The organism is Anaerotignum sp. MB30-C6 (genome assembly GCF_030908465.1).
In the GTDB taxonomy this organism is placed as follows: Bacteria; Bacillota; Clostridia; order Lachnospirales; family Anaerotignaceae; genus Chakrabartyella.
Genome location: NZ_CP133078.1, coordinates 444,832 through 463,706 on the forward strand (window position 1 = coordinate 444,832; position 18,875 = coordinate 463,706).

Below are 18,875 nucleotides of genomic sequence, written 5' to 3' on the forward strand. Positions count from 1 at the left end.
TATGGAAGGAAAAATATTTCATAGCCGTTTGCTGTATGCTTTTTGAATTATTGATGCTGCTTATCATATATTGCATCTGTTAAAGCTGCAAATTCATGAATACTAAGGGCTTCGCCTCGAATACGTTCATCCCAACCCAAGGAAATAATTAATGATGTTAAATCTTCTTTGGAAAGATTTAATTCTCCTTGGTTATTTAAGCTGTTTAATAGGGTTTTTCTTCGTTGACCAAACGCACACTTCACCAAATGGAAAAATAAAGACTCATCTTTTGTTCTTACTTTTCGTTCTGTCAATACCTTCAGGGTAATAACAGCAGATGCCACTTTGGGGCGGGGCATAAAGCAAGAAGGCTGCACAATCATATCTAGCTGAGCATCACAATAATACTGCACTGCTATGGATAATGCACCATATTCTTTTTCCTTTGGACTTGCCTGCATACGTTCGGCAACTTCTTTTTGCACCATAACCGTAATGGTATCAATATGACGTTCTTTTTCCAATAAATCCATGATGATTGGGGTTGTGATGTAATAAGGGAGGTTTGCTACAACCTTTATGGGTTTGCCCCCATTTTTTTTCTCAATAATAGTATCAATATCTGTTTTTAAAATGTCCTGATTCAAAATCTCAACGTTATCATAACCGTTAAGGGTTTGGTTTAATATTGGGATTAGTGTGTTATCGATTTCAACAGCAACCACTTCTCTTGCAGTTTCTGCTAAGACTTGGGTTAATGAGCCGATACCAGGGCCGATTTCCAGTACACAATCCTCTTTTGTGACGCCTGCACACTGGGCGATATTATCTAAAATATTAGAGTCAATCAAAAAATTCTGCCCAAAGTTCTTCTTAAAGTAAAAGCTATTTTCTTCAATAATTTGTTTGGTTCTTGAAGGGGTGGAAATTCTTTCTGCCATGTTTATCCTCCTTTACGCTCCAAATCCTAAACTGCCTAATAAGCCGAAAGACAGAAAAGATACGATAATACCAGCAGTTAATACACCAAGTACAATAACGGGAAAGGTCTTTTTCGGATCCATATTCAATAGAACGCTAATCAAAGCACCCATCCATGCCCCTGTACCGGGCAGTGGGACTGCGACAAAAAGAAATACACCCCAATATGCGTATTTACGAATTTGGTCGCTTTTCTTATCCGCTTTCCTCTCACACCACTCCACAAGAGAACGTAAGGGTGTTTTTTTCAGCACTTTGAAGATAAAGCGGATGAAAAGTAAAATGAAAGGGATTGGTACTAAATTGCCGATAAAAGCAATGATAAAAGTAGGCAACCATTCCATTTGCAGAGCAAAACCAGCAATAATGCCACCTCTTAGCTCTAAAATGGGAAGCATTGATACAATGAAAACAATAAGTTCCTTTGCCATTGAACCCTGTAGGTTTGTTACAAACCAGCTTGCAATCGTTTCAGCCAATTGAATTCCTCCTGAAAAGAGCATGGGACGCCCCATGCTGATTTTTTTCGCTACATTGAGACTATATTATATACTAATATGATTTTTTAAACAATAATAAGATATGAAAAAATTCTTAATCTTTTATTTTAGCGTGTTTTGTGGTTTTTAAGTTGAAATTGACTCGCTTTTATGGTTATAATGTAATTAATAGGAATATATATCCTTTTTTATATTGAAAAGGAGACAAAAATTCTGATTTTCATAAGGCTAGATATATCAATTTATATATGACGAAAGGGTGAGAGGGTTTGACAGAGGAGTTGAGGGCCCAATTAATGGGTGTAAAACTAACAAAAAAAGAAAAGTTGATTGCAGAGTTTGTGTTGGATAATTTTGCAGAGTCCTGTTTTATTACTTCTACGGAAATTGCAAAAAGATTGCATGTTAGTGATTCATCAGTAATTCGTTTTACTCGTACCTTAGGATATTCAGGTTTTATGGATTTTCAAAAGAGCATTAGAAAGACATATACAGAAAGGATTAATAGCGTATCCGATAATATTACCATACCTTCGGAGAGGTTGAAGTTATCCATTAGCAAGCTAGGGAAAAGCGATATTGTAGAAAGCTATTTTTCCAATGTGCTACAAAATTTGAAGTATTGCATCAATCACAACGATACTCTTGCTTTTGAACGGGCTGCAGGCTTAATTGCAGGAAGCAAACGTAAATTTATTATTACCTCTCGGGCAAACACCTGTATCGGAGATATGATGTTGTTGCTACTGAAACATTTATTGCCAGACGTATATGAAACTTCCCATCCAGCTTTGAACGTAATTGACCACTTGTGCGATATTACAGAAAACGACTGTATCATTGCAGTTAGCTTCCCTAGGTATTCAGAGATGGATTTATTGGCTGCACAAATGGCTTATGATTCGGGAGCAAAGATTATTCTGATTACCGATAAAGCTAGTTCGCCACTGGCCAAGTATGCGACACAGCTGTTAACGGTAAGTGTGGATAGCAATACGTTTTTCAACTCTTATGTAGGAGTATTATTTACCATGGAGCTGCTATGCTCATTTATCAGCAGAAAAATGGGATACACCACAGAGGCCAAACTTCAGCTTATCGACAAATATATTTCAAAGGTTGGGTTGTTCTGAAATTTTTGGACTACATAACATTATACAATAAGATAAAGCACGATCTTTTCTGATAAATACCATACATATGAAAGGCGTATCTTTCGCATTTTAGGTGAATTTACATGAAAAAGGCAGGTATCTTTAAATTAGATACCTACCTATTTTTTGAGTACAAAGCAAGTGGGCCAAAAAAGAAGGTCCTTTTTTTATGTCCTAAAGTTGTGGCCAAAATTTGTTTTAGCATGGGTTCTAAGGTGTTTCTAAGTCATGGTCAAAGCCATTTCTTCCTTCATCCCATATCAATTCCAAGTCTGAAGTTGTCTTCTAAACTTTTGAGATTTTTACAAGGAACTACCACTGCAAATAAGTAGCATCCAATAATAAAAAAATAACCATTCATAGTATTAATACCTATGGTTTACATATTCATCTATTAAAGATTTCCGACTTTCTTCGCAGAATACCCCCTCTTCACGCAAACACTTTAGAATAAGGGAGCTTGTAGAATGAAGAATAATGTCCTCATCTTCGATTACAATTTCAAAAAGTTTCCCTTTAAGATATTTGCTATGAACCTTAACAAAATATGCCTCTGTTCCTCTAAAGTCCAGCATTTTCAAAACTGCAAGGGTGGCCCGATCCTTTTTATTATAATAGTAGTTGCTTTGTTCTAAATAATCCCTTTTCAGTTCATATTCCATGTCTTTGGTGGTGCTAATTGACTTTTGTTCTTTTGCCAAAGCATTATAATACTGATAGTTAAACAACGCTTTCTCAATTGAGTCCATATTTGTAAAGGGGCCAATGTCCCCGTATACAACGGCTTCATAGTTTTTTTGAAGATATTCCCTTTTGGTCATATCCCCTTTCACGTATTGGTCAATCAGGCTTTGACGGTATTTAAAGTATTTTTGAATTGCATTCATGTTTTGCCTCGCTTCCATCCTTTCCCTCTGGCTTTCCTACGTTTCATCCTGTTACAATGATGAAAGAACACTTATGGGAGAGGATTTATATGCAGACTTTTTTAGAATTTTATCAGAGGGAGATTCAGCCTAGAATTGGGGCCATAGATGTTTTTTTGAAAACAGAGCCACAGCCTTATGATCTAGGGCAGGTTGCAGATCTTTTATGTTTATCTACAACAGAACTTTTAAAAATAATGGAGCAAGAAAAATTTGCTATCATTATGAAAGGTACTTTTTTGCACCTAATGCAGATTTCGCCTTCTCCCTTTTGCAAGATGTTTCGCAGGGAGGTCTCCCGGGGAATGGCATCAGCATATTCTGTGCAGGATATTTCATACATATATGACCTAGCATTAAAGGATGTAGAGGTAGCCGCCGAGAAAATAGGGAAATGCTGTTTTTCCTCAGGGGAACTACCCCTTCTTTTTGAAGAGATATTTATATCTGATAAACAATATCGGCTTTAAGGTTTTCAGCCGCTTCTTTGCCTGCAAAAATTTCAGCAAGTTTCAGTGCAAAGAGAGTGGATGTACCTGGTGCACGGGATGTAATGATATTCCCGTCTACACATACAGCTTCCGTAGAAGGCTTTGCACCGATTAGATTACTTTCCATACCAGGATAGATGGTTGCTGTTTTTTCAGCCAAAAGCCCTAACTCGCCAAGAATCATAGGAGCGGCACAGATTGCAGCAATGGGCTTTTGCGCCTTATGATACTCACGGATAAGGTCACACAGCCCGTTGTGGGCTAAAAGATTTGATGTACCTGGCAGGCCACCGGGTAAAATAATACCATCAGCCATGGTTTTGCATGCATCATCAAACATGATATCAGCAGTATATACAACATTGTGAGCCCCTTTTACTTGTAAAGAGTCACCGATGGAAACAAATTTTGCATCGATATCAACACGGCGCAGTAAATCTAAGGGCGTTATAGCCTCAATTTCTTCAAACCCTTCTGCAAGAAAAATATAAATCGTTTTCATGAGAACAGCCTCCTGTCTTTTTTGTGTATTGTCGATTAAGTGCTTACAAGCTATATTATATTCGAAAACCCAGGAATTATCAAGGATGCCCCTTGACAGGGCTATGTCTTGGGATTATTCTGAGAAGAAAATGTTTGGAGGTGTAACCTTGGAAATTGAAAGAAAATTTTTGACCAAGGAGATTCCTTTTTCCTTAGAGGGGTTTGTTTGCAAGCAGATTATACAGTCTTATATTTCATTTGAGCCCACGATACGTATTCGAAAAAGTAACGAGCAGTATTTCTTGACGGTTAAGGGGAAAGGTCATATGGCCAGGGAAGAATTTGAAATTCCCATACAGCAACAGGAGTATGATCGTTTGCTCGAGAAAATTGAGGGAAATGAAGTTCGTAAAAAGAGATATTATATTCCCCTTGAAAGGGGTTATATGGCGGAGCTAGATATATATGAAGGACAATTAGAAGGATTGTTCACTACGGAAGTTGAGTTTCCAACCATGGAGGAGGCTGAAAGCTTTGTTCCACTTACTTGGTTAGGAGAGGATATTACAAAGGATCGTCGTTATAAAAATACTTTTCTTGCCCGTTATGGCAAGCCTAAAGCAGTAAAGTAAGCATCCAAAAAGGGTGCTTTTTTTCTTTTTATTGGTATTTTTCATTTTAATGAAGCATAAATTATAGCGATGGACAAGAGACAACTGAAGGGGAGAGGCCGCATATGTATAATAGAAGATATGACAAGGTATTTCTAATGCTAAGACAGGAGACGGCGGGCTATAGCATGGGTCAAAGGGCACCTTGGGGCAGCTGTGTAATGGAAATCAAAAATGGCGAGGGTAGAATTAGTTTGACCGTACAAAGTTTGCGCCCCATCCGCCGAGGCAGGTATGCTGTTTATGCCATTGCAGGAGAGGGGGAAAAGCAAAACAACTTTTTCTGTGGAGTTTTAACCCCTGACGCCGCAGGCCATGGGGAGATAAAATGGGACTTTAACCCAGACAATTTAGAGGGCAAAGGTGTAGCAGTGGAAAAACTAAATACAGTTGCCATCTTAGCAGAAGCCGACGGAGGGTTTTCTGCACCGCTTACGGCATATTTTGGAGGTAAAATAGATTGGCGTACATATTTTAAAGGTGAAAGTAAGAAAAAAGCACCACAAATGGAGGTTTCTATAAGGCAAACGCCGAAAAAGGAAGAAATGAATAAAGATGTGACTTTGGTTGCAGCGGAGGCAGCCGTGGTGGATATGCCTTCTTTTGAGTTGCCAAAAATCAACTGGAAAAAAGATGCCAAAAAGGAAGAGGCGAAACCAGCAAAGGCCAGACAGGAGAGCTATCATGGTAGTTTTCGTGGGCTTTTAGAAAAATTCCGTCATGAGCTGGAGGAATTACAGGAAACTGGAGTTTTCACAGATACAGATATGGAGCGTATTGAGCGAGCAGGACGGAGGAATATTCAAAAAGAAGTGGTTGCGGAGGCGATCAATCTAAATGTTCAAGAGGAGCCAGTGGAGGAAGCAATTAAAAAGACAACGATGGAATCTCCAGTGGAGGCAGTGAAAGAAGAAAGAATACCAGAAGAAGCAAAGGCTGTCGTAGAGGAAATTCCACAAAAATACTACCTCTTGACGGAAAATAAGGCAATGTACCCCTTTGGTGATAACGCTATGCCTTGGAAGTGTATTTCTTTGGAGGAAACAGTGCTTTTGGATGAAATCCCCATATCCTGGTTGAAAGACTATTTCTTCCTGCTATCAATGAAAAAGTTTCACCACTTCATTTGGCAGCCAGAAGGTTCGGGATACTCCCTTGGCGTACCTGGCACTGACACAGGGGATGAACGTATAAAAGCAGAAGAATTAGGTTTTCAAGAATTTAAAAAGATGGACAATGGCGACATGGGGTATTGGATTTTTATGAAGAAATAAGGGTTGCCATTCCAGGGTTTCGATAGTATGATACCTTTATGAGATTTTGTTTGATTAAAGGAGAGTTATATGAGAATCAGAAAGAAGCCTTGGGCAGAAGCGGAACTTGAAAATAATAGTAGAGTCATTCAGGATGCACCAACAAGAAAAGGGAAGTGGGCAGAGTTTTTTGGAAACGACAATCCAATTTATGTGGAAATAGGGTGTGGTAAAGGTGGGTTTATTACAAAGAATGCCCAGGCTTATCCTGAAATAAACTTTATTGGAATTGAAAGGCAGCAGTCCGTCATTGCTCTTGCAGCTAGAAGAACGGATGAGGGTTTGCCGAACTTAGCGTTGATTTGGGAAAATGCTGCCAACCTTTCAGACTTATTTGAGGTGGGAGAATTCCAAAGACTTTATTTGAACTTTTCTGATCCTTGGCCAAAAAAGAGGCTATATAAACGCCGTTTAACCTATCGTGGGTTTTTAGAAAGCTATCGTCAAATTATGGGGAATCATGCAGAAGTGTTTTTTAAAACGGATAATCGTAACCTCTTTGAATTCTCTTTGAACGAGTTCTGTGCAGATAATTGGAAGTTATCTAATATTTCTTTGGATTTACACAATAGTGAGTATGAGGGGAATATTATGACCGAATATGAGGAGAAATTCTCTGCACAAGGGATGCCAATTTATCGTTTGGAAGCTCGTTATGACAATTAATTGTTAGAAAGTTCATTCAGGGTATTTTTTGGACTGAGTTCTGTGAGAAACAGGAATCAGTCCATTTTGTTTGTCCTTGATTCAGTTGACTTTTTACAGATTTGAATTCGTGTTGATAAGACAGTCCTATTGATAGCTAACTTAAAATTTAAATTAGGAGTAGGCTTCTTTTCTGGACATACTTTTAAGTATATTCTTTTGAATTTCTTTTTGGTAGGTTTTTAAAAACCATACCCAAAAATGATTGGAGAATGCCCTCGGAACCCATAGAAAACGTCAATAGCATTGGTAACCTATTTTTGCTTTGGCGTAATGAATGAAAGTTCATTCTACTCATCCTTGGAATTGATTTTTTTAATAGAGGAGTTACTAAAGGGTATCTTAAATGAAAAATATACCTCCGGTGATAGATTTATTTGATTATCAATTTGGGAGTGCATTTTTTGATTTAGAAACATTTGATTTTAACATGTAAAAAAGTTTTCAACACTAATAATCTGTTTTAGAGTAACGGGCAAGAAAAGAAAAAGCGGCAATTTATATGAAACTATAAATTTGCCGCAAAAAAAATTACTTACATATGTATAATGATTATTTAGGTTCCTCGGTGGTTGGTTCAGGGAAATTTTCCGTTCTTGCCTTAAACTCTACGGGATTTTGATCATCTTCTACGACTAAGGCGGTTAAAAAGTTGCCATAAAGATGACTCACATTTTTTCTCCAATTTCTACAAATTTGTTGTGCTTGTTGTTTTGAAACAACGGAAACACTGATTTCCATGAGCTGTGCTCCATCGTCATCGCAAAGGCCACACTTCACAAGGAAGTCTCCGTTGAACTCGGGGAAATAATTCGCCGTAACTGCATACTCTGCACGAATACGTTTACTATTTTCTTTCACATAGATGCTGATATCTTCTTTCACGCTTTCTTTTACATGGTTTTGAAAATAATTGATCACTTCTTCCCCTTCATCGGTAAGGGTGTAACGGGTATTATTATGCTCTTTTGTTTTTTCCAACCACCCTGCTTCTACCAGCTCTGCAAGGTATTGCTGTACGGAAAAATAATCCATATATTCTTTATTCAACAAAAATTGACAAATTTCACTATTAGAAAGGGAGATTCCCATTTTTTGCACCAGATGCAGTATAATCAATTTATGTTCCGCTAATTGTCGAATGGGATCGGCCACAGTTCAGGTCTCCTTTCAAAAATATTTTTTATTTTAACATAAATTAAGGAAAAAAAACAGAGGGAATTTTAAGGATAATAGGAATCGCCCTGGTGTATGTTCTTTTTTCTTAATAATTCATGCAAGCGATTTAGCACATCTCGTTTATGTAAACTCCAAAGAGGTGCTAAAAGTGTATTTTTATCTCCATCACCTGTGAGTCGGTGTATGACAATATCAGGGCGTAATCGGGAGATGCATTGACAAAGGATTTCTAGGTACTCGTCTTTTTCCAGGGGAATATAGGTACCAGAGCGGTAAAGGCTTTCCAAATCCGTATGGGTAAGGACGTGCATTAACTGCAACTTCACACCCTGTATGGGTAATTGGTTAATAAAATCTATGGTTTTTAGCATGTCCTGAGGTGTTTCGTTAGGCAAGCCTAGAATAACATGAGCAACCACAGGAATTTGTATGGCATGTAACTTATATACACTTTCCGTAAAAATTTCATTAGAATATCCACGGCGAATAAACTTTGCAGTATCCTCACAGGACGTTTGAAGGCCCAATTCCACCCAGATTTTTGTCTTATGGGACAGTTCTTGAAGGAGCTCTAAAACATCGTCCCCTAAACAATCGGCACGGGTGGCAATAGATAATCCTGCAATTTGGGGTTGGGCCAAGGCTTCTTCATATTTTGCCCGTAAGACATTTACGGGAGCATAGGTATTGGTAAAGGCTTGGAAGTAAGCAATATAGCAGGCATCCGGCCATTTTTTCTGTGTTTGAGCCCTACCTTTTTCAACTTGTTCTCTAATGGAAAGCCTAAAATCTTCGGCAAAATCCCCCGAGCCACCAACACTACAAAAAATACAGCCTCCTGTGGATAGGGTACCATCTCGGTTGGGACAAGTAAAGCCACCATCCAAAGAAATCTTTGCAGTTTTTTTACCAAATAAACTTCGGTAGTATTCATTTAGGCTTAAATATGGGTATTGTGCCACAGGGGTGCTCCTTTCATTACGTTAGGAAAGATTTTTTTGACGCAAACCTTCGCATAACGTCATGACTGCCTGCCACTTATCATCGTCATTCGCTGCATGGCGAACCAAAAGAAGAAAATCTGCCTTACTGCTTTCCAAAAAGGAGTGGGCAAGATAAGGAGAGTCTTCTTTTTTATAGGCTGATAAAAAAAGCTGTAAACTTTCCTCTGTGATTGCCAGAGGGATACAGGGTTCCATTTGCATCAGGACTTCCTCTACGGTTTCACTACCGCAGGGGCATTTTGAAAAATAGTAATAGAAGCTTCGACTATCAAAAAAACGCACATGGGAAGGCGGAAAGTTCCTGCCGTCAGTCATAGTTTCTCGTAATAGATTTAAATAGCCGCAAAGTTCTTTGCGGCTGATTGATTGTTTCAAAATAATCACCTCAAAACCTTTGGGTTTTGAAAGTAATATGTGCTTGAACGTAAAAAAATAGTGATGTCAGTTTTTTACTCTACCCAAAGTTTCATCTCTTTTAATAAGGCTGCATTATCCTCAGGGGAAAGAATACAAAAGCGTAAATAGCTTTCATCCAAAAAAGTAAAGGAAGATGCGTCACGAATCAACATTTTCTTTTGGATTAATTTTTCAAAAAGCTCTGCCGCTGTAGTTTTATCCGTTAAGAGTCTTAGCAAGATAAAGTTGGCAGAGGAAGGAAATGCTTTTATGTTTTTCCAAGTAGATAGTTCAGCGAAAGCTTTCTTTCGTTCTTTGGAAATCAGCGTTTGGGTAGTGGTATGAAATTCCTTATCGGAGAAGATTTTCTCCCCCGCAAAGGCTGCCAAACTATTGACACTCCAAGGGTCTTGGTTTGTGATTAATCGATGCAAAAAGCTTTGGTTGGAAGAAACACCATAGCCCAAACGAATACCAGGAGCTGCAAAAAATTTGGAAGTACCACGGACAACAAATAAATTATCGAATTTTTCTGCCAACGGAATGGCACAAATTTCGTTTAAATTATCTGAAAATTCAATATAGGTTTCGTCAATCATAACAGAAGCACCGATTTTTTTGCAATGGAGTAAAACTTCTTCTAACTGCACCGTTGTAAAGGCAGTGCCTGTGGGGTTGTTTGGATTACAAATAACCAACATACCAATATCTGCCGTTAAGGCATCGAGAAGTGCAGGCAGATTAATACAGAAATTATCTTCTTCCTTTAAGGGGAAATAGGAAAAGGTACCACCACAAAGGGAAACTTCTCTTTCGTATTCCGAGTAGGCCGGACCAATTATAATGCTTTGTTGTGCATGAACCGTTTGAATGAAGGTAGAAATCAACTCGGTAGAGCCGTTGCCTACTACAATATGTTCCGTTGCCGCACCTGAATAATTGGAAATGGCTTGTCGTAAAGCGGTATACTTTTTATCAGGGTAGGTGGAAATAATACTTAGATTTTCTGCCAATGCTCTTTCTGCTATTTTAGGAAAGCCCAAAGGGTTAATATTTCCGCTAAAGTCTTTTATTTCATTTTTCGGAATTCCATATTTTCTTTCAATAGCGTCCAAATCGCCGCCATGCTGATGAATCAGTTGCATCACCATACGCTCCTTTTAATTAAAAAATTTCATCTATCTTTTCAAGTTCCGATACTTTTGAGCTTTGCGCCTTAACACGAGGGTAAAGAATAAATGGGTCTCCACCAGCAATTTCTAAAACTTCCAGTGTTAGTTGATTTGTTTTAGTGGTGGAAAGGGAAAAGAAATCCCCTATACCTAACCATAAATCTTCCATGCTTTTGCCTGCTGTCTTATTAATGCTACGCTTAGAGCCTAATGGAGAATAATCCATAGGGTAGTTATTCTCATCCAAAACGGTAAGGAGATAATCCCCTTCATCATCCATGGCAAAAGCCGCACAAAGGTCACGACAGAATTCGTCTAACTGGGTTGTTGTTCCAATCTCAATGATCTTCCAAAAATCAGGATCGTTTTTTCTAGAAACATGGATGGTGAGGACATCTTTTTCCGCACCCATATAAAATACCTCTTCAAAACGGTTGATTTCCATTTCCCGCTCCAAGGTGTCTAAAATTTGCTCAAAAGAAAGTTTTTTGGGCATAACATATTTTTCCTCTTCTTTGGCTTCAGACTCAAAAATACTTTGACCCAAAGGTGTAAGGGAATAATAACTGGGTGGTGTAAACAATTCTGCACCAATGTTATGTTCCATAGTCAGCAAGGCAGATAAATTGTTAACCAGATTAAAATATTTAATTGGGGTAAAGGAGATTGGTCGGATCATGGCAAAAAAATTACTCATGGGGAAGATAAGCCATTTATCCAACATAATCCCTGTAAATAGAAAAGAGGAAATGATTGCTTTATCTTCTTCCGTTAGATCCTGAGGCTCCATTTGCCAAATTTCTTCAATATTCACATCCACCCGTTTATAAAAATCAATGAAAATATGATCTGTCTCCGTGGGGTTAGCGAGGATTTCTTTGAAAAATCCAGAGGAGGCAATGCCTTGATCCAAATCCATGGAATAAGAAAAGCGCTCTGCCGCCAACTCACAAGCCGCTTCCGCCGCAATTTTTAAAATGGCTTCGGTACTTTGGGCAAATAGGGTATCACAATAGGGTGCCCGTTGTACCCTTTTTGTATGAATGGAAGGCATATAAACAAAAAGCCCCATCCACCATGCAAGGCGGGTTAAATATTCTAAATAAAACTCATGTTTGTGAGAAAGCTCTTTTAAGAGCTCCTTTCTATCCTCTTCCAGAAATAATAGATGCTCATCCATTTTGCAATCGGGCACACAAAAATCTGTAATTTTACGCAAATCTTCAACCAGAGGATGGTTTTCTAAGGAAAAAGAAAGTAGCGTAAATTCACATTTTTCTAAGTCAGGTTCATCAGGATTTACCTGAAGTGTATATTGATATTCTTTGCCTTCATTTTCTCTTTCTAAATCCTGTGCAATAATATTTGCCGGGGATAAGAGGGTATCCGCTGCAATTGCAGTGTAATACCATTTAGAAAACGCCAATGGGGCGGCATCCCTTAAACCTTTTTGGCAAGATAAATCCATATGGGTACACATGGGAGCGTAGCCCTTTAAAAACAAGCTCAGCAAATGGCTGTGCCCAGTTTGGGTAATCGTTTCATGGTTCATTAAAAAGCTCCTTTAGGGAATTTTTTTTAACAAAGATTATGAGTAAAGCTGGATAAAGATATATCTGAACAAATAAATATATTCAAAGGTTAGCATAAACAAAATTTGACAATAGAATTCACAAAAATCTTTATTTCTTGAATTTTTAATCAATAACTACTATGAACCTTCTATATGGGAAAGTGAAATCTCTTAATTTTTTACGACAATACATCGTTATAGAAGTATCTCAGTAAAATGAGGTGCTTCATTGTCTCATAAATCTTTGCTTAAAGTATTGTCTTTCTGCCAAACTATAAATATAATTAGGAAAGACGCTAAACTTTATTGTAGCAGAAAAAGTCGTAAAATGAAACATGAAAAGGGGAAAAACCTATAGCAATTTGCACTGTATGGATACAGAGATAGATTTGTTTTTGTGCAAAAGACAGATTTCCAAAAACTTTGGGGATTTTTAAAATGAAAATATTGAAAAGTGATATAATTTATGTTATATTCCTTGTATTAAAAACAAATGTTTTTGGTAAAAAAACAGGAGGAGAAAAAGTGAAGGAAGACAAGAATTTTTTTATTGTGGATAAAAGCGTACTGCCAGAAATATTTTTAAAGGTAATGGAAGTTAAAAATCTTTTAGAAAGCAAGAAGGAAAAAACGGTTCAAGATGCTGTAAATAAAGTAGGCATAAGCCGTAGTGCGTTTTATAAATATCGAGACGCTGTTCATCCACTTTATGAAAATACCAGAGGAAAAACAGTTACTCTTTCTACGAACTTAGATAATACGCCCGGACTTTTGTCAGCGGTTTTAAATAGCATAGCCACTGAAGGTGCGAATATTTTGACGATTAACCAAACAATACCCATTAATGGTATTGCCAACGTTACGATAACCATCGAAACAAATGCAATGCAGGGTGATTTTAGTCGCCTGATTAACAGAATTGAAGGGCTGCAAGGGGTACAATCATTAAAAATAATCGGTAGAGAATAGAAGAATCTTTTTTATTTACAAATCAAATATGATTTTCTAGGCTCCTCTTGTAGGAGCTTTGTTTTGCCCGAAATGCTTTTTGGAAAATAAATGTATGCTTTTTAAGCGTAGAGCCATATACTAAAAGTTGTAAGAAGTGGAGGAAAAATTATGATACATATACAGATTCCTGCTACATCGGCAAACATGGGGCCTGGTTTTGACTGCATCGGTGTCGCATTGGAATTATATAATCACCTTTGGGTAGAGGAATTGCCAGAAGGTCTGAAAATAGACATAAAGCGTGAACAAGAGATAGAGATTCCTAGGGATGAAAGTAACTTGATTTATCAAACAATGAAGTATTTTTATGATCAAAAGGGTTTGGCTATGCCTGGAGTGCACCTAATTCAGGAGGATTATATTCCAATGGTAAGGGGATTGGGTAGTAGTGCGGCTTGCATTGTTGGAGGCTTGATAGCTGCCAACGAGCTAGCCGGAAGACCTTGTGATAAAGAGGAGTTAGCCCAAATGGCGGCAAAGCTGGAAGGGCATCCTGATAATTCTAACCCTGCAATTTTTGGCAGCATGGTTGTGGGTGCCCAGGACCATGATAGAATGCAGCATGTGCGCCTAGACTTGCCGGAGGATTTGGTTTTTGCCACAATGGTTCCCAACTTTCCAGTTTCTACGTCAGCATCCAGAGGTGTTTTACCTGATGGGTACTCCCGTGGAGAAGTGGTATTTAACGTTTCCAGAGGCGCTCTTTTGGTCGCATCCATTTTGAGTGGTAAGTATGAGAACCTTCCTATGGCCATGGAGGATAAGATTCACCAACCATATAGAAGCAAGCTAATTCCCAATATGGATGGAATTTTTGAGCAGGCAAAGAAATTTGGTGCATTGGCTTGTTATTTAAGTGGTGCTGGTTCTACGTTAATGGCTATGGTAAAGAAGGAGGCAGCAGAAGAGTTCCAAACAGAAATGGTAGGGTATTTGCAAACCCTTCCCGATCAATGGCAGCTGGCACTGTTAAAAGCAGATTTACAGGGAGCGAAGGTTGAGATAGAATAACAGGAGGTAGAAACGATGTTAATTGTGCAAAAATATGGCGGCAGTTCTGTTGCCGATGCGGAAAAAGTCTTTAACGTTGCCAAAAGAATTCTGAAAGCAAAAGAAGAAGGCAATGATGTGGTTGTTGTTTTATCGGCTCAGGGTAAAACAACAGATGGTTTGATTGCAAAAGCAAAGGAAATTAACCCGAAAGCAAGCCGTAGAGAAATGGATATGCTTCTTGTTACAGGGGAGCAGCAGTCAGTGTCGTTAATGGCAATGGCAATTAACGCATTGGGTGGTAGAGCAGTCTCCTTAAATGGTGTGCAGGTAGGCATTGAAACAACGAATAGTTATAGCAATGCAAGAATTCGTAAAATTCAGACAGAGCGTATTGAAAACGAATTGGAAAGAGGAAATATCGTTTTAGTAACAGGGTTTCAGGGTGTAAATAGCCATGGAGATATGACAACATTAGGAAGAGGTGGTTCAGATACTTCTGCCGTTGCCTTGGCGGCTGCGTTGCATGCTGACGTTTGCCAAATTTATACTGATGTGGATGGTGTTTATACAGCGGATCCAAGAGTTGTGAAGGATGCGCAGAAGCTGGATGAAATCAGCTATGACGAAATGTTGGAGTTGGCATCATTGGGTGCAAAGGTTTTGCATTGTCGTTCCGTTGAAGTGGCGAAGAAGTATAATGTAAAGTTATCGGTGCTTTCTAGTATGACAAATACAGAGGGTACAGAGGTGAAGGAGGAAAGTAAGATGGAAAGAATGCTGATTAGCGGCGTAGCAGCAGATAAGAACGTATCCCGTATTTCTATTATGGGTATTAAAGACGAGCCTGGTAAGGCATTTGAAGTGTTTACTTTGATGGCAAAAGAAAAGGTCAGCGTAGATATTATTCTCCAATCTACTGGTCGTGATGGCAGACAGGATATTTCCTTTACCATTGGCAAAGATGACTTAGATGTTGCTTTAAAGGCATTGGAAGACAATAAAGCTAGATTAACAGCTGAAACAATCCAGCATGATGATAGTGTTGCGAAATTATCTATCGTAGGGGCAGGGATGGCATCAAACCCTGGTGTAGCGGCAATGTTCTTTGAGGCTATGTATGATGCAGGGGTAAATATTCAGATGATTTCCACATCGGAAATTAAGATAACAGTATTAATTTCTGAAAAAGACATTGATACAGCAATGGTAGCGGTACATGACAAATTTAAAAATGCGTCTGTAAATATGAGAAAAAACTAAAATTAAGAAAAGAACATGAAAAGGTATCCTCAGTTTGATCGTGGATACCTTTTTTGTGCTTTTATATCTAAAATCCGGAGCAAAGCGAAGGAGAGGTTCAATGGGAGTTTCTGAGTGAATGGAATTTCCCATTGACTGTTCCTTCGAGTTTAATCGTCACATCCAAATTTATTCATAAAGAAGTAATGCTGCTGATTTAAATAGTCTCGAGCAATATCTAATGCTTCACCAAAGCGCTGGAAGTGTACAACTTCTCTTTCACGTAAGAAACGCAGGGGTGCTAATACATCAGGGTCATCAGTTAAATCAATTAGGTATTCGTAGGTGCTGCGAGCTTTTTGTTCTGCTGCCATGTCTTCATACAGGTCAGTAATTGGATCGCCTTTTGACTGAAATGCACAAGCACTGAAGGGAACACCAGCTGCGGATACGGGATAAACACCCAGCCCGTGATTTACAAAGTAAACATCCAGACCAGATTTGATTATTTCATCTTTGGTGAGGCCTTGGGTTAACTGATGAAATATTGTTGCCATCATTTCGGAATGAGCGAATTCCTCGGTGGCAATATCGTTTAGTGTCGCTTTTGCTTCAGGTGTTACCATTGTGAATTTTTGGCTGAGGTAGCGTAGGGAAGCACCCAACTCGCCGTCGGGTCCACCATACTCCAATAGGGTATAAGTTAATCGCCAATTAAAAACAGCTCCAGGCTGCCATTTGGTTTATCATAAATTACTTTCTCAACAATGGACTTAAATGAGGCTCTTTTGCTCTCCATACTTGCGGTTTCATTCTGTAAGATGGTTAAAACATTTAATACTTTGTTGGAGAATAAATCATAGTCAAATGGTTTGAACTGTTTCTGCTTGGCTGTATTTAACTTTTCACTTAGGGTTTTCAATTCTTCGTCTACTGCAATTTTCGTTTGTCGGTATTCATCTAAAGTGTCAACACCTGCAAGGTACGCTTCTTTTGCTTTAGCAATTCTCTGTTTCGTTTTACTTATCATAAGCTCAATGGACTCTGTTTCATCGGTATCAAGGCTAAATCTGCGAATATGATATTTGACAGTATCCTCTTTGCCTAGGGCTATATTTCTAAGGGTATCAAATAACGCTGGGAAGAGACGATTTGAGGAAAGTGAGTGTGACACATGACACTGCCCATGATTGTATCCGCCACATTGCAAATAAAAAGCATCGCTTGTTTTGTGTCTGCCTGCAATAACAAGACTACGCTGGCATGCGGAGCATTTTATCATGCTACTAATCCAATGTTTACCCTCGGTTTCAGGACGCTTATGTGAGTAGTGCGTTCTTTTTTCACGGTTAATACGATTGGCAGCGGCTTCCCAAAGTTCCTGGGAAACTAAAGGCTCCCAGTTTCCTTTGGCAATAACACTATCGGGATTATTAAAATTTCTTCGAGTTCTCCCTGTTGGTGTCCAGCGTGAATAACCTTTATAAACGGGGTTATTCAAAATATATTGAATTGTCCTGTTTTCAAAAACTCCGCCACGATGTGTGCGAAATCCCATTTGATTCATTTGGCGGCTGAGGGAAAACATACTTTCTTTACCAGATGCGTAAGCTTCGTAGATAAAGCGTATCATTGTTGCTTCTTCAGGAATTGGTGTTAATAGTTTGTTTTTCATGCAATATCCAAAAGGTGGCGTGGATTGGTATTCTCCCATCATGGCTTTCTTAACCATAGTTTTTTTAACTTCTTCTGCTAAATTTAGGGAGTAGTATTCTGCCATAGCCTCTAGCATGGATTCATAAATTACGGCAAACTTATCATCTTGTGGGATGGGTTCTTTTACAGATAAGACTTTTACTCCATCTTTTTTTAGTAAGGCCTTATATAGAACAGCATCCTCTTTATTTCTTGCGAAGCGATCATATTTATGAACGATAATGTATTCAATTTTATTTTGTTTTTTTCTTGCCTGACGAATCATTTCTTGAAAGCCTGGGCGTTTATCTGCACTTCGGCCAGAAATCCCTTCATCCTCAAAAATAAATTCTTTGGGGATATAGTAACCATTTTTTTCAGCAAAAGAAAGAATATCTTCTAACTGGGCAGATGGGGAATAGTCAGTCTGATCGTCTGTTGAAACCCTAATATAGGCAGCTGCTAAAGTCATAAAAAAAGACCTCCTTTATTTTTTTGTATGGTAAATAAAGCGGTCTTATGATACAATTTACTTGTTTAGGGTGTGTTGTACCACGGTATGACCGCTTTTTCCCTCACTTCGTTGGTAGCGGAGCGGGGGATATTTTATTTTACATTACTTAAGAAAGCGACTGCTTTTCCAATAATTCTTATTGTATTCATTTCTTCGTGAAAGAAAATCAAGTCTTTATACATAGGATTTTCTGCACACAGTCTAATTTTTTCATTATCTAAAAACACTCGTTTTAAAGTAGCTTGGCATTCCATATCATCTATTACAACAGCTGCTATTTCTCCGTTTTCTACACAAGGCTGCTTTCTAATATAAACGATGTCACCATCAAAAATTCTTGCATTTATCATGCTATCACCTTTACATCGCAAAGCAAAATCTGCGTATACGCCACAATCCATATTGATATATTCCTCTATATTTTCGGTAGCAAGGATGGGAACCCCACAGGCGATTGAACCGATAAGGGGAACTTTTTTAAAATTGGATTCCTTAAGTGATACAAGGTTGCTGCACGTTGGTGCAGAACTTGGATGGTTTGTACTGGTGTTAGTCGCTCGCTCCATAGGTACATCATATCCCATAAGCCATGCTTCATTGATGTTGAGAGCCATAGCCAGCATTGTGAGTTTTTCTTGCCCTGGTTCAACCTTGCCCGAAACATATTGACTAAGATCGTTTCTTCCAAGCCTAACATTGTATTTTTCACAAAACGGTTTAGCCCGCTCTAAAATATCAACTTGCTTCATGCCTGTTTCATTTAATATCTGTTTTAATCGTTCAGATGTATTGGACTGTTTCATAATAACCCCTCCATTTGTGCTTATTATATTACGGATTGAATTATTGTTCAATAGAAATATGAAAAAAAGTTCAATTTTTTTGAGCGAAAG

General features: G+C 38.4%; 20 protein-coding genes. 8 read left to right on the top strand and 12 right to left on the bottom strand.

Annotation, left to right across the window (positions count from 1 at the left end; genetic code table 11):
* Positions 1-47: 47 nt before the first annotated feature.
* Both rsmA and RBQ60_RS02100 read right to left on the bottom strand, forming a co-directional pair.
* Positions 48-923 (bottom strand): 16S rRNA (adenine(1518)-N(6)/adenine(1519)-N(6))-dimethyltransferase RsmA, encoded by an 876-nt coding sequence (rsmA, locus tag RBQ60_RS02095; protein WP_307884952.1) that lies wholly within the window; start codon positions 921-923, stop codon positions 48-50.
* Positions 924-935: 12 nt separating this feature from the next.
* A complete protein-coding gene (locus RBQ60_RS02100) occupies positions 936-1,442 on the bottom strand; it encodes a COG2426 family protein (RefSeq protein WP_307884953.1) in 507 nt (168 codons plus the stop codon).
* 290 nt (positions 1,443-1,732) lie between these two features.
* On the opposite strand from RBQ60_RS02100, the gene RBQ60_RS02105 reads away from it, so the two are divergent.
* Positions 1,733-2,596 carry a MurR/RpiR family transcriptional regulator gene (locus tag RBQ60_RS02105; RefSeq protein WP_307884954.1) on the top strand — a complete coding sequence of 288 codons (864 nt, stop codon included), beginning with the start codon at positions 1,733-1,735 and terminating at the stop codon, positions 2,594-2,596.
* A gap of 386 nt (positions 2,597-2,982) precedes the next feature.
* Here RBQ60_RS02105 and RBQ60_RS02110 read toward each other — a convergent pair whose 3' ends face one another.
* Positions 2,983-3,522 carry a DUF6648 family protein gene (locus tag RBQ60_RS02110; RefSeq protein ID WP_307884955.1) on the bottom strand — a complete coding sequence of 180 codons (540 nt, stop codon included), beginning with the start codon at positions 3,520-3,522 and terminating at the stop codon, positions 2,983-2,985.
* 71 nt (positions 3,523-3,593) lie between these two features.
* On the opposite strand from RBQ60_RS02110, the gene RBQ60_RS02115 reads away from it, so the two are divergent.
* Positions 3,594-4,013: a hypothetical protein gene (locus RBQ60_RS02115; protein ID WP_307884956.1), complete on the top strand. Its 420-nt coding sequence runs from the start codon at positions 3,594-3,596 to the stop codon at positions 4,011-4,013.
* Here RBQ60_RS02115 and RBQ60_RS02120 read toward each other — a convergent pair.
* Positions 3,985-4,536: a DJ-1 family glyoxalase III gene (locus RBQ60_RS02120; RefSeq protein ID WP_307884957.1), complete on the bottom strand. Its 552-nt coding sequence runs from the start codon at positions 4,534-4,536 to the stop codon at positions 3,985-3,987. The genes RBQ60_RS02115 and RBQ60_RS02120 overlap by 29 nt on opposite strands.
* Before the next feature lie 148 nt (positions 4,537-4,684).
* Between RBQ60_RS02120 and RBQ60_RS02125 the strand changes: the two genes are divergently transcribed.
* From RBQ60_RS02125 to trmB, 3 genes are all read left to right on the top strand, one after another.
* Complete coding sequence (locus tag RBQ60_RS02125) at positions 4,685-5,149, top strand: CYTH domain-containing protein (RefSeq protein WP_307884958.1); 465 nt, start codon at positions 4,685-4,687, stop codon at positions 5,147-5,149.
* Between the two features lie 104 nt (positions 5,150-5,253).
* On the top strand, positions 5,254-6,462 hold the full coding sequence (locus RBQ60_RS02130; protein WP_307884959.1) for a DUF7922 domain-containing protein: 1,209 nt from the start codon (positions 5,254-5,256) through the stop codon (positions 6,460-6,462).
* A 69-nt stretch (positions 6,463-6,531) separates the two neighbouring features.
* Positions 6,532-7,167, top strand: a complete 636-nt coding sequence (gene trmB, locus RBQ60_RS02135; RefSeq protein ID WP_307884960.1) for a tRNA (guanosine(46)-N7)-methyltransferase TrmB — start codon at positions 6,532-6,534, stop codon at positions 7,165-7,167.
* Positions 7,168-7,758: 591 nt separating this feature from the next.
* Here the strand turns inward: trmB and RBQ60_RS02140 are convergent.
* The 5 genes from RBQ60_RS02140 to RBQ60_RS02160 all read right to left on the bottom strand — a co-directional run bounded on the left by RBQ60_RS02140 (position 7,759) and on the right by RBQ60_RS02160 (position 12,509).
* On the bottom strand, positions 7,759-8,361 hold the full coding sequence (locus RBQ60_RS02140) for a DUF4364 family protein (RefSeq protein WP_307884961.1): 603 nt from the start codon (positions 8,359-8,361) through the stop codon (positions 7,759-7,761).
* A 68-nt stretch (positions 8,362-8,429) separates the two neighbouring features.
* Positions 8,430-9,347, bottom strand: coding sequence for a TIGR01212 family radical SAM protein (locus tag RBQ60_RS02145; protein ID WP_307884962.1), 918 nt, complete (start codon positions 9,345-9,347; stop codon positions 8,430-8,432).
* A 21-nt stretch (positions 9,348-9,368) separates the two neighbouring features.
* Positions 9,369-9,764: a hypothetical protein gene (locus RBQ60_RS02150; RefSeq protein ID WP_307884963.1), complete on the bottom strand. Its 396-nt coding sequence runs from the start codon at positions 9,762-9,764 to the stop codon at positions 9,369-9,371.
* Positions 9,765-9,838: 74 nt separating this feature from the next.
* The gene (locus tag RBQ60_RS02155; protein WP_307884964.1) at positions 9,839-10,930 is read right to left on the bottom strand and encodes a pyridoxal phosphate-dependent aminotransferase; all 1,092 of its coding nucleotides are present in this window, start codon (positions 10,928-10,930) and stop codon (positions 9,839-9,841) included.
* Between the two features lie 19 nt (positions 10,931-10,949).
* Positions 10,950-12,509: a hypothetical protein gene (locus RBQ60_RS02160; protein WP_307884965.1), complete on the bottom strand. Its 1,560-nt coding sequence runs from the start codon at positions 12,507-12,509 to the stop codon at positions 10,950-10,952.
* Positions 12,510-13,055: 546 nt separating this feature from the next.
* On the opposite strand from RBQ60_RS02160, the gene RBQ60_RS02165 reads away from it, so the two are divergent.
* The 3 genes from RBQ60_RS02165 (at position 13,056) to RBQ60_RS02175 (ending at position 15,794) form a co-directional block, all read left to right on the top strand.
* Complete coding sequence (locus RBQ60_RS02165; RefSeq protein ID WP_307884966.1) at positions 13,056-13,499, top strand: ACT domain-containing protein; 444 nt, start codon at positions 13,056-13,058, stop codon at positions 13,497-13,499.
* Between the two features lie 150 nt (positions 13,500-13,649).
* Positions 13,650-14,552, top strand: a complete 903-nt coding sequence (gene thrB, locus RBQ60_RS02170; RefSeq protein WP_307884967.1) for a homoserine kinase — start codon at positions 13,650-13,652, stop codon at positions 14,550-14,552.
* Positions 14,553-14,567: 15 nt separating this feature from the next.
* Positions 14,568-15,794: an aspartate kinase gene (locus RBQ60_RS02175; RefSeq protein WP_307884968.1), complete on the top strand. Its 1,227-nt coding sequence runs from the start codon at positions 14,568-14,570 to the stop codon at positions 15,792-15,794.
* Positions 15,795-15,943: 149 nt separating this feature from the next.
* Here RBQ60_RS02175 and RBQ60_RS02180 read toward each other — a convergent pair whose 3' ends face one another.
* From RBQ60_RS02180 to RBQ60_RS02190, 3 genes are all read right to left on the bottom strand, one after another.
* Positions 15,944-16,438: a manganese catalase family protein gene (locus RBQ60_RS02180; RefSeq protein ID WP_334307442.1), complete on the bottom strand. Its 495-nt coding sequence runs from the start codon at positions 16,436-16,438 to the stop codon at positions 15,944-15,946.
* 38 nt (positions 16,439-16,476) lie between these two features.
* Complete coding sequence (locus RBQ60_RS02185; RefSeq protein WP_307884970.1) at positions 16,477-17,940, bottom strand: recombinase family protein; 1,464 nt, start codon at positions 17,938-17,940, stop codon at positions 16,477-16,479.
* A gap of 134 nt (positions 17,941-18,074) precedes the next feature.
* Positions 18,075-18,785, bottom strand: a complete 711-nt coding sequence (locus RBQ60_RS02190) for a LexA family protein (protein WP_307884971.1) — start codon at positions 18,783-18,785, stop codon at positions 18,075-18,077.
* Positions 18,786-18,875 lie beyond the last annotated feature (90 nt).

Bases quoted from the DNA above. Each gene is read 5' to 3' on its own strand.
- rsmA (WP_307884952.1), bottom strand. From the start codon at position 923: ATGGCAGAAAGAATTTCCACCCCTTCAAGAACCAAACAAATTATTGAA.
- RBQ60_RS02110 (WP_307884955.1), bottom strand. From the start codon at position 3,522: ATGGAAGCGAGGCAAAACATGAATGCAATTCAAAAATACTTTAAATAC.
- RBQ60_RS02115 (WP_307884956.1), top strand. From the start codon at position 3,594: ATGCAGACTTTTTTAGAATTTTATCAGAGGGAGATTCAGCCTAGAATT.
- RBQ60_RS02120 (WP_307884957.1), bottom strand. From the start codon at position 4,536: ATGAAAACGATTTATATTTTTCTTGCAGAAGGGTTTGAAGAAATTGAG.
- RBQ60_RS02130 (WP_307884959.1), top strand. From the start codon at position 5,254: ATGTATAATAGAAGATATGACAAGGTATTTCTAATGCTAAGACAGGAG.
- trmB (WP_307884960.1), top strand. From the start codon at position 6,532: ATGAGAATCAGAAAGAAGCCTTGGGCAGAAGCGGAACTTGAAAATAAT.
- RBQ60_RS02155 (WP_307884964.1), bottom strand. From the start codon at position 10,930: ATGCAACTGATTCATCAGCATGGCGGCGATTTGGACGCTATTGAAAGA.
- RBQ60_RS02160 (WP_307884965.1), bottom strand. From the start codon at position 12,509: ATGAACCATGAAACGATTACCCAAACTGGGCACAGCCATTTGCTGAGC.
- thrB (WP_307884967.1), top strand. From the start codon at position 13,650: ATGATACATATACAGATTCCTGCTACATCGGCAAACATGGGGCCTGGT.
- RBQ60_RS02175 (WP_307884968.1), top strand. From the start codon at position 14,568: ATGTTAATTGTGCAAAAATATGGCGGCAGTTCTGTTGCCGATGCGGAA.
- RBQ60_RS02185 (WP_307884970.1), bottom strand. From the start codon at position 17,940: ATGACTTTAGCAGCTGCCTATATTAGGGTTTCAACAGACGATCAGACT.
- RBQ60_RS02190 (WP_307884971.1), bottom strand. From the start codon at position 18,785: ATGAAACAGTCCAATACATCTGAACGATTAAAACAGATATTAAATGAA.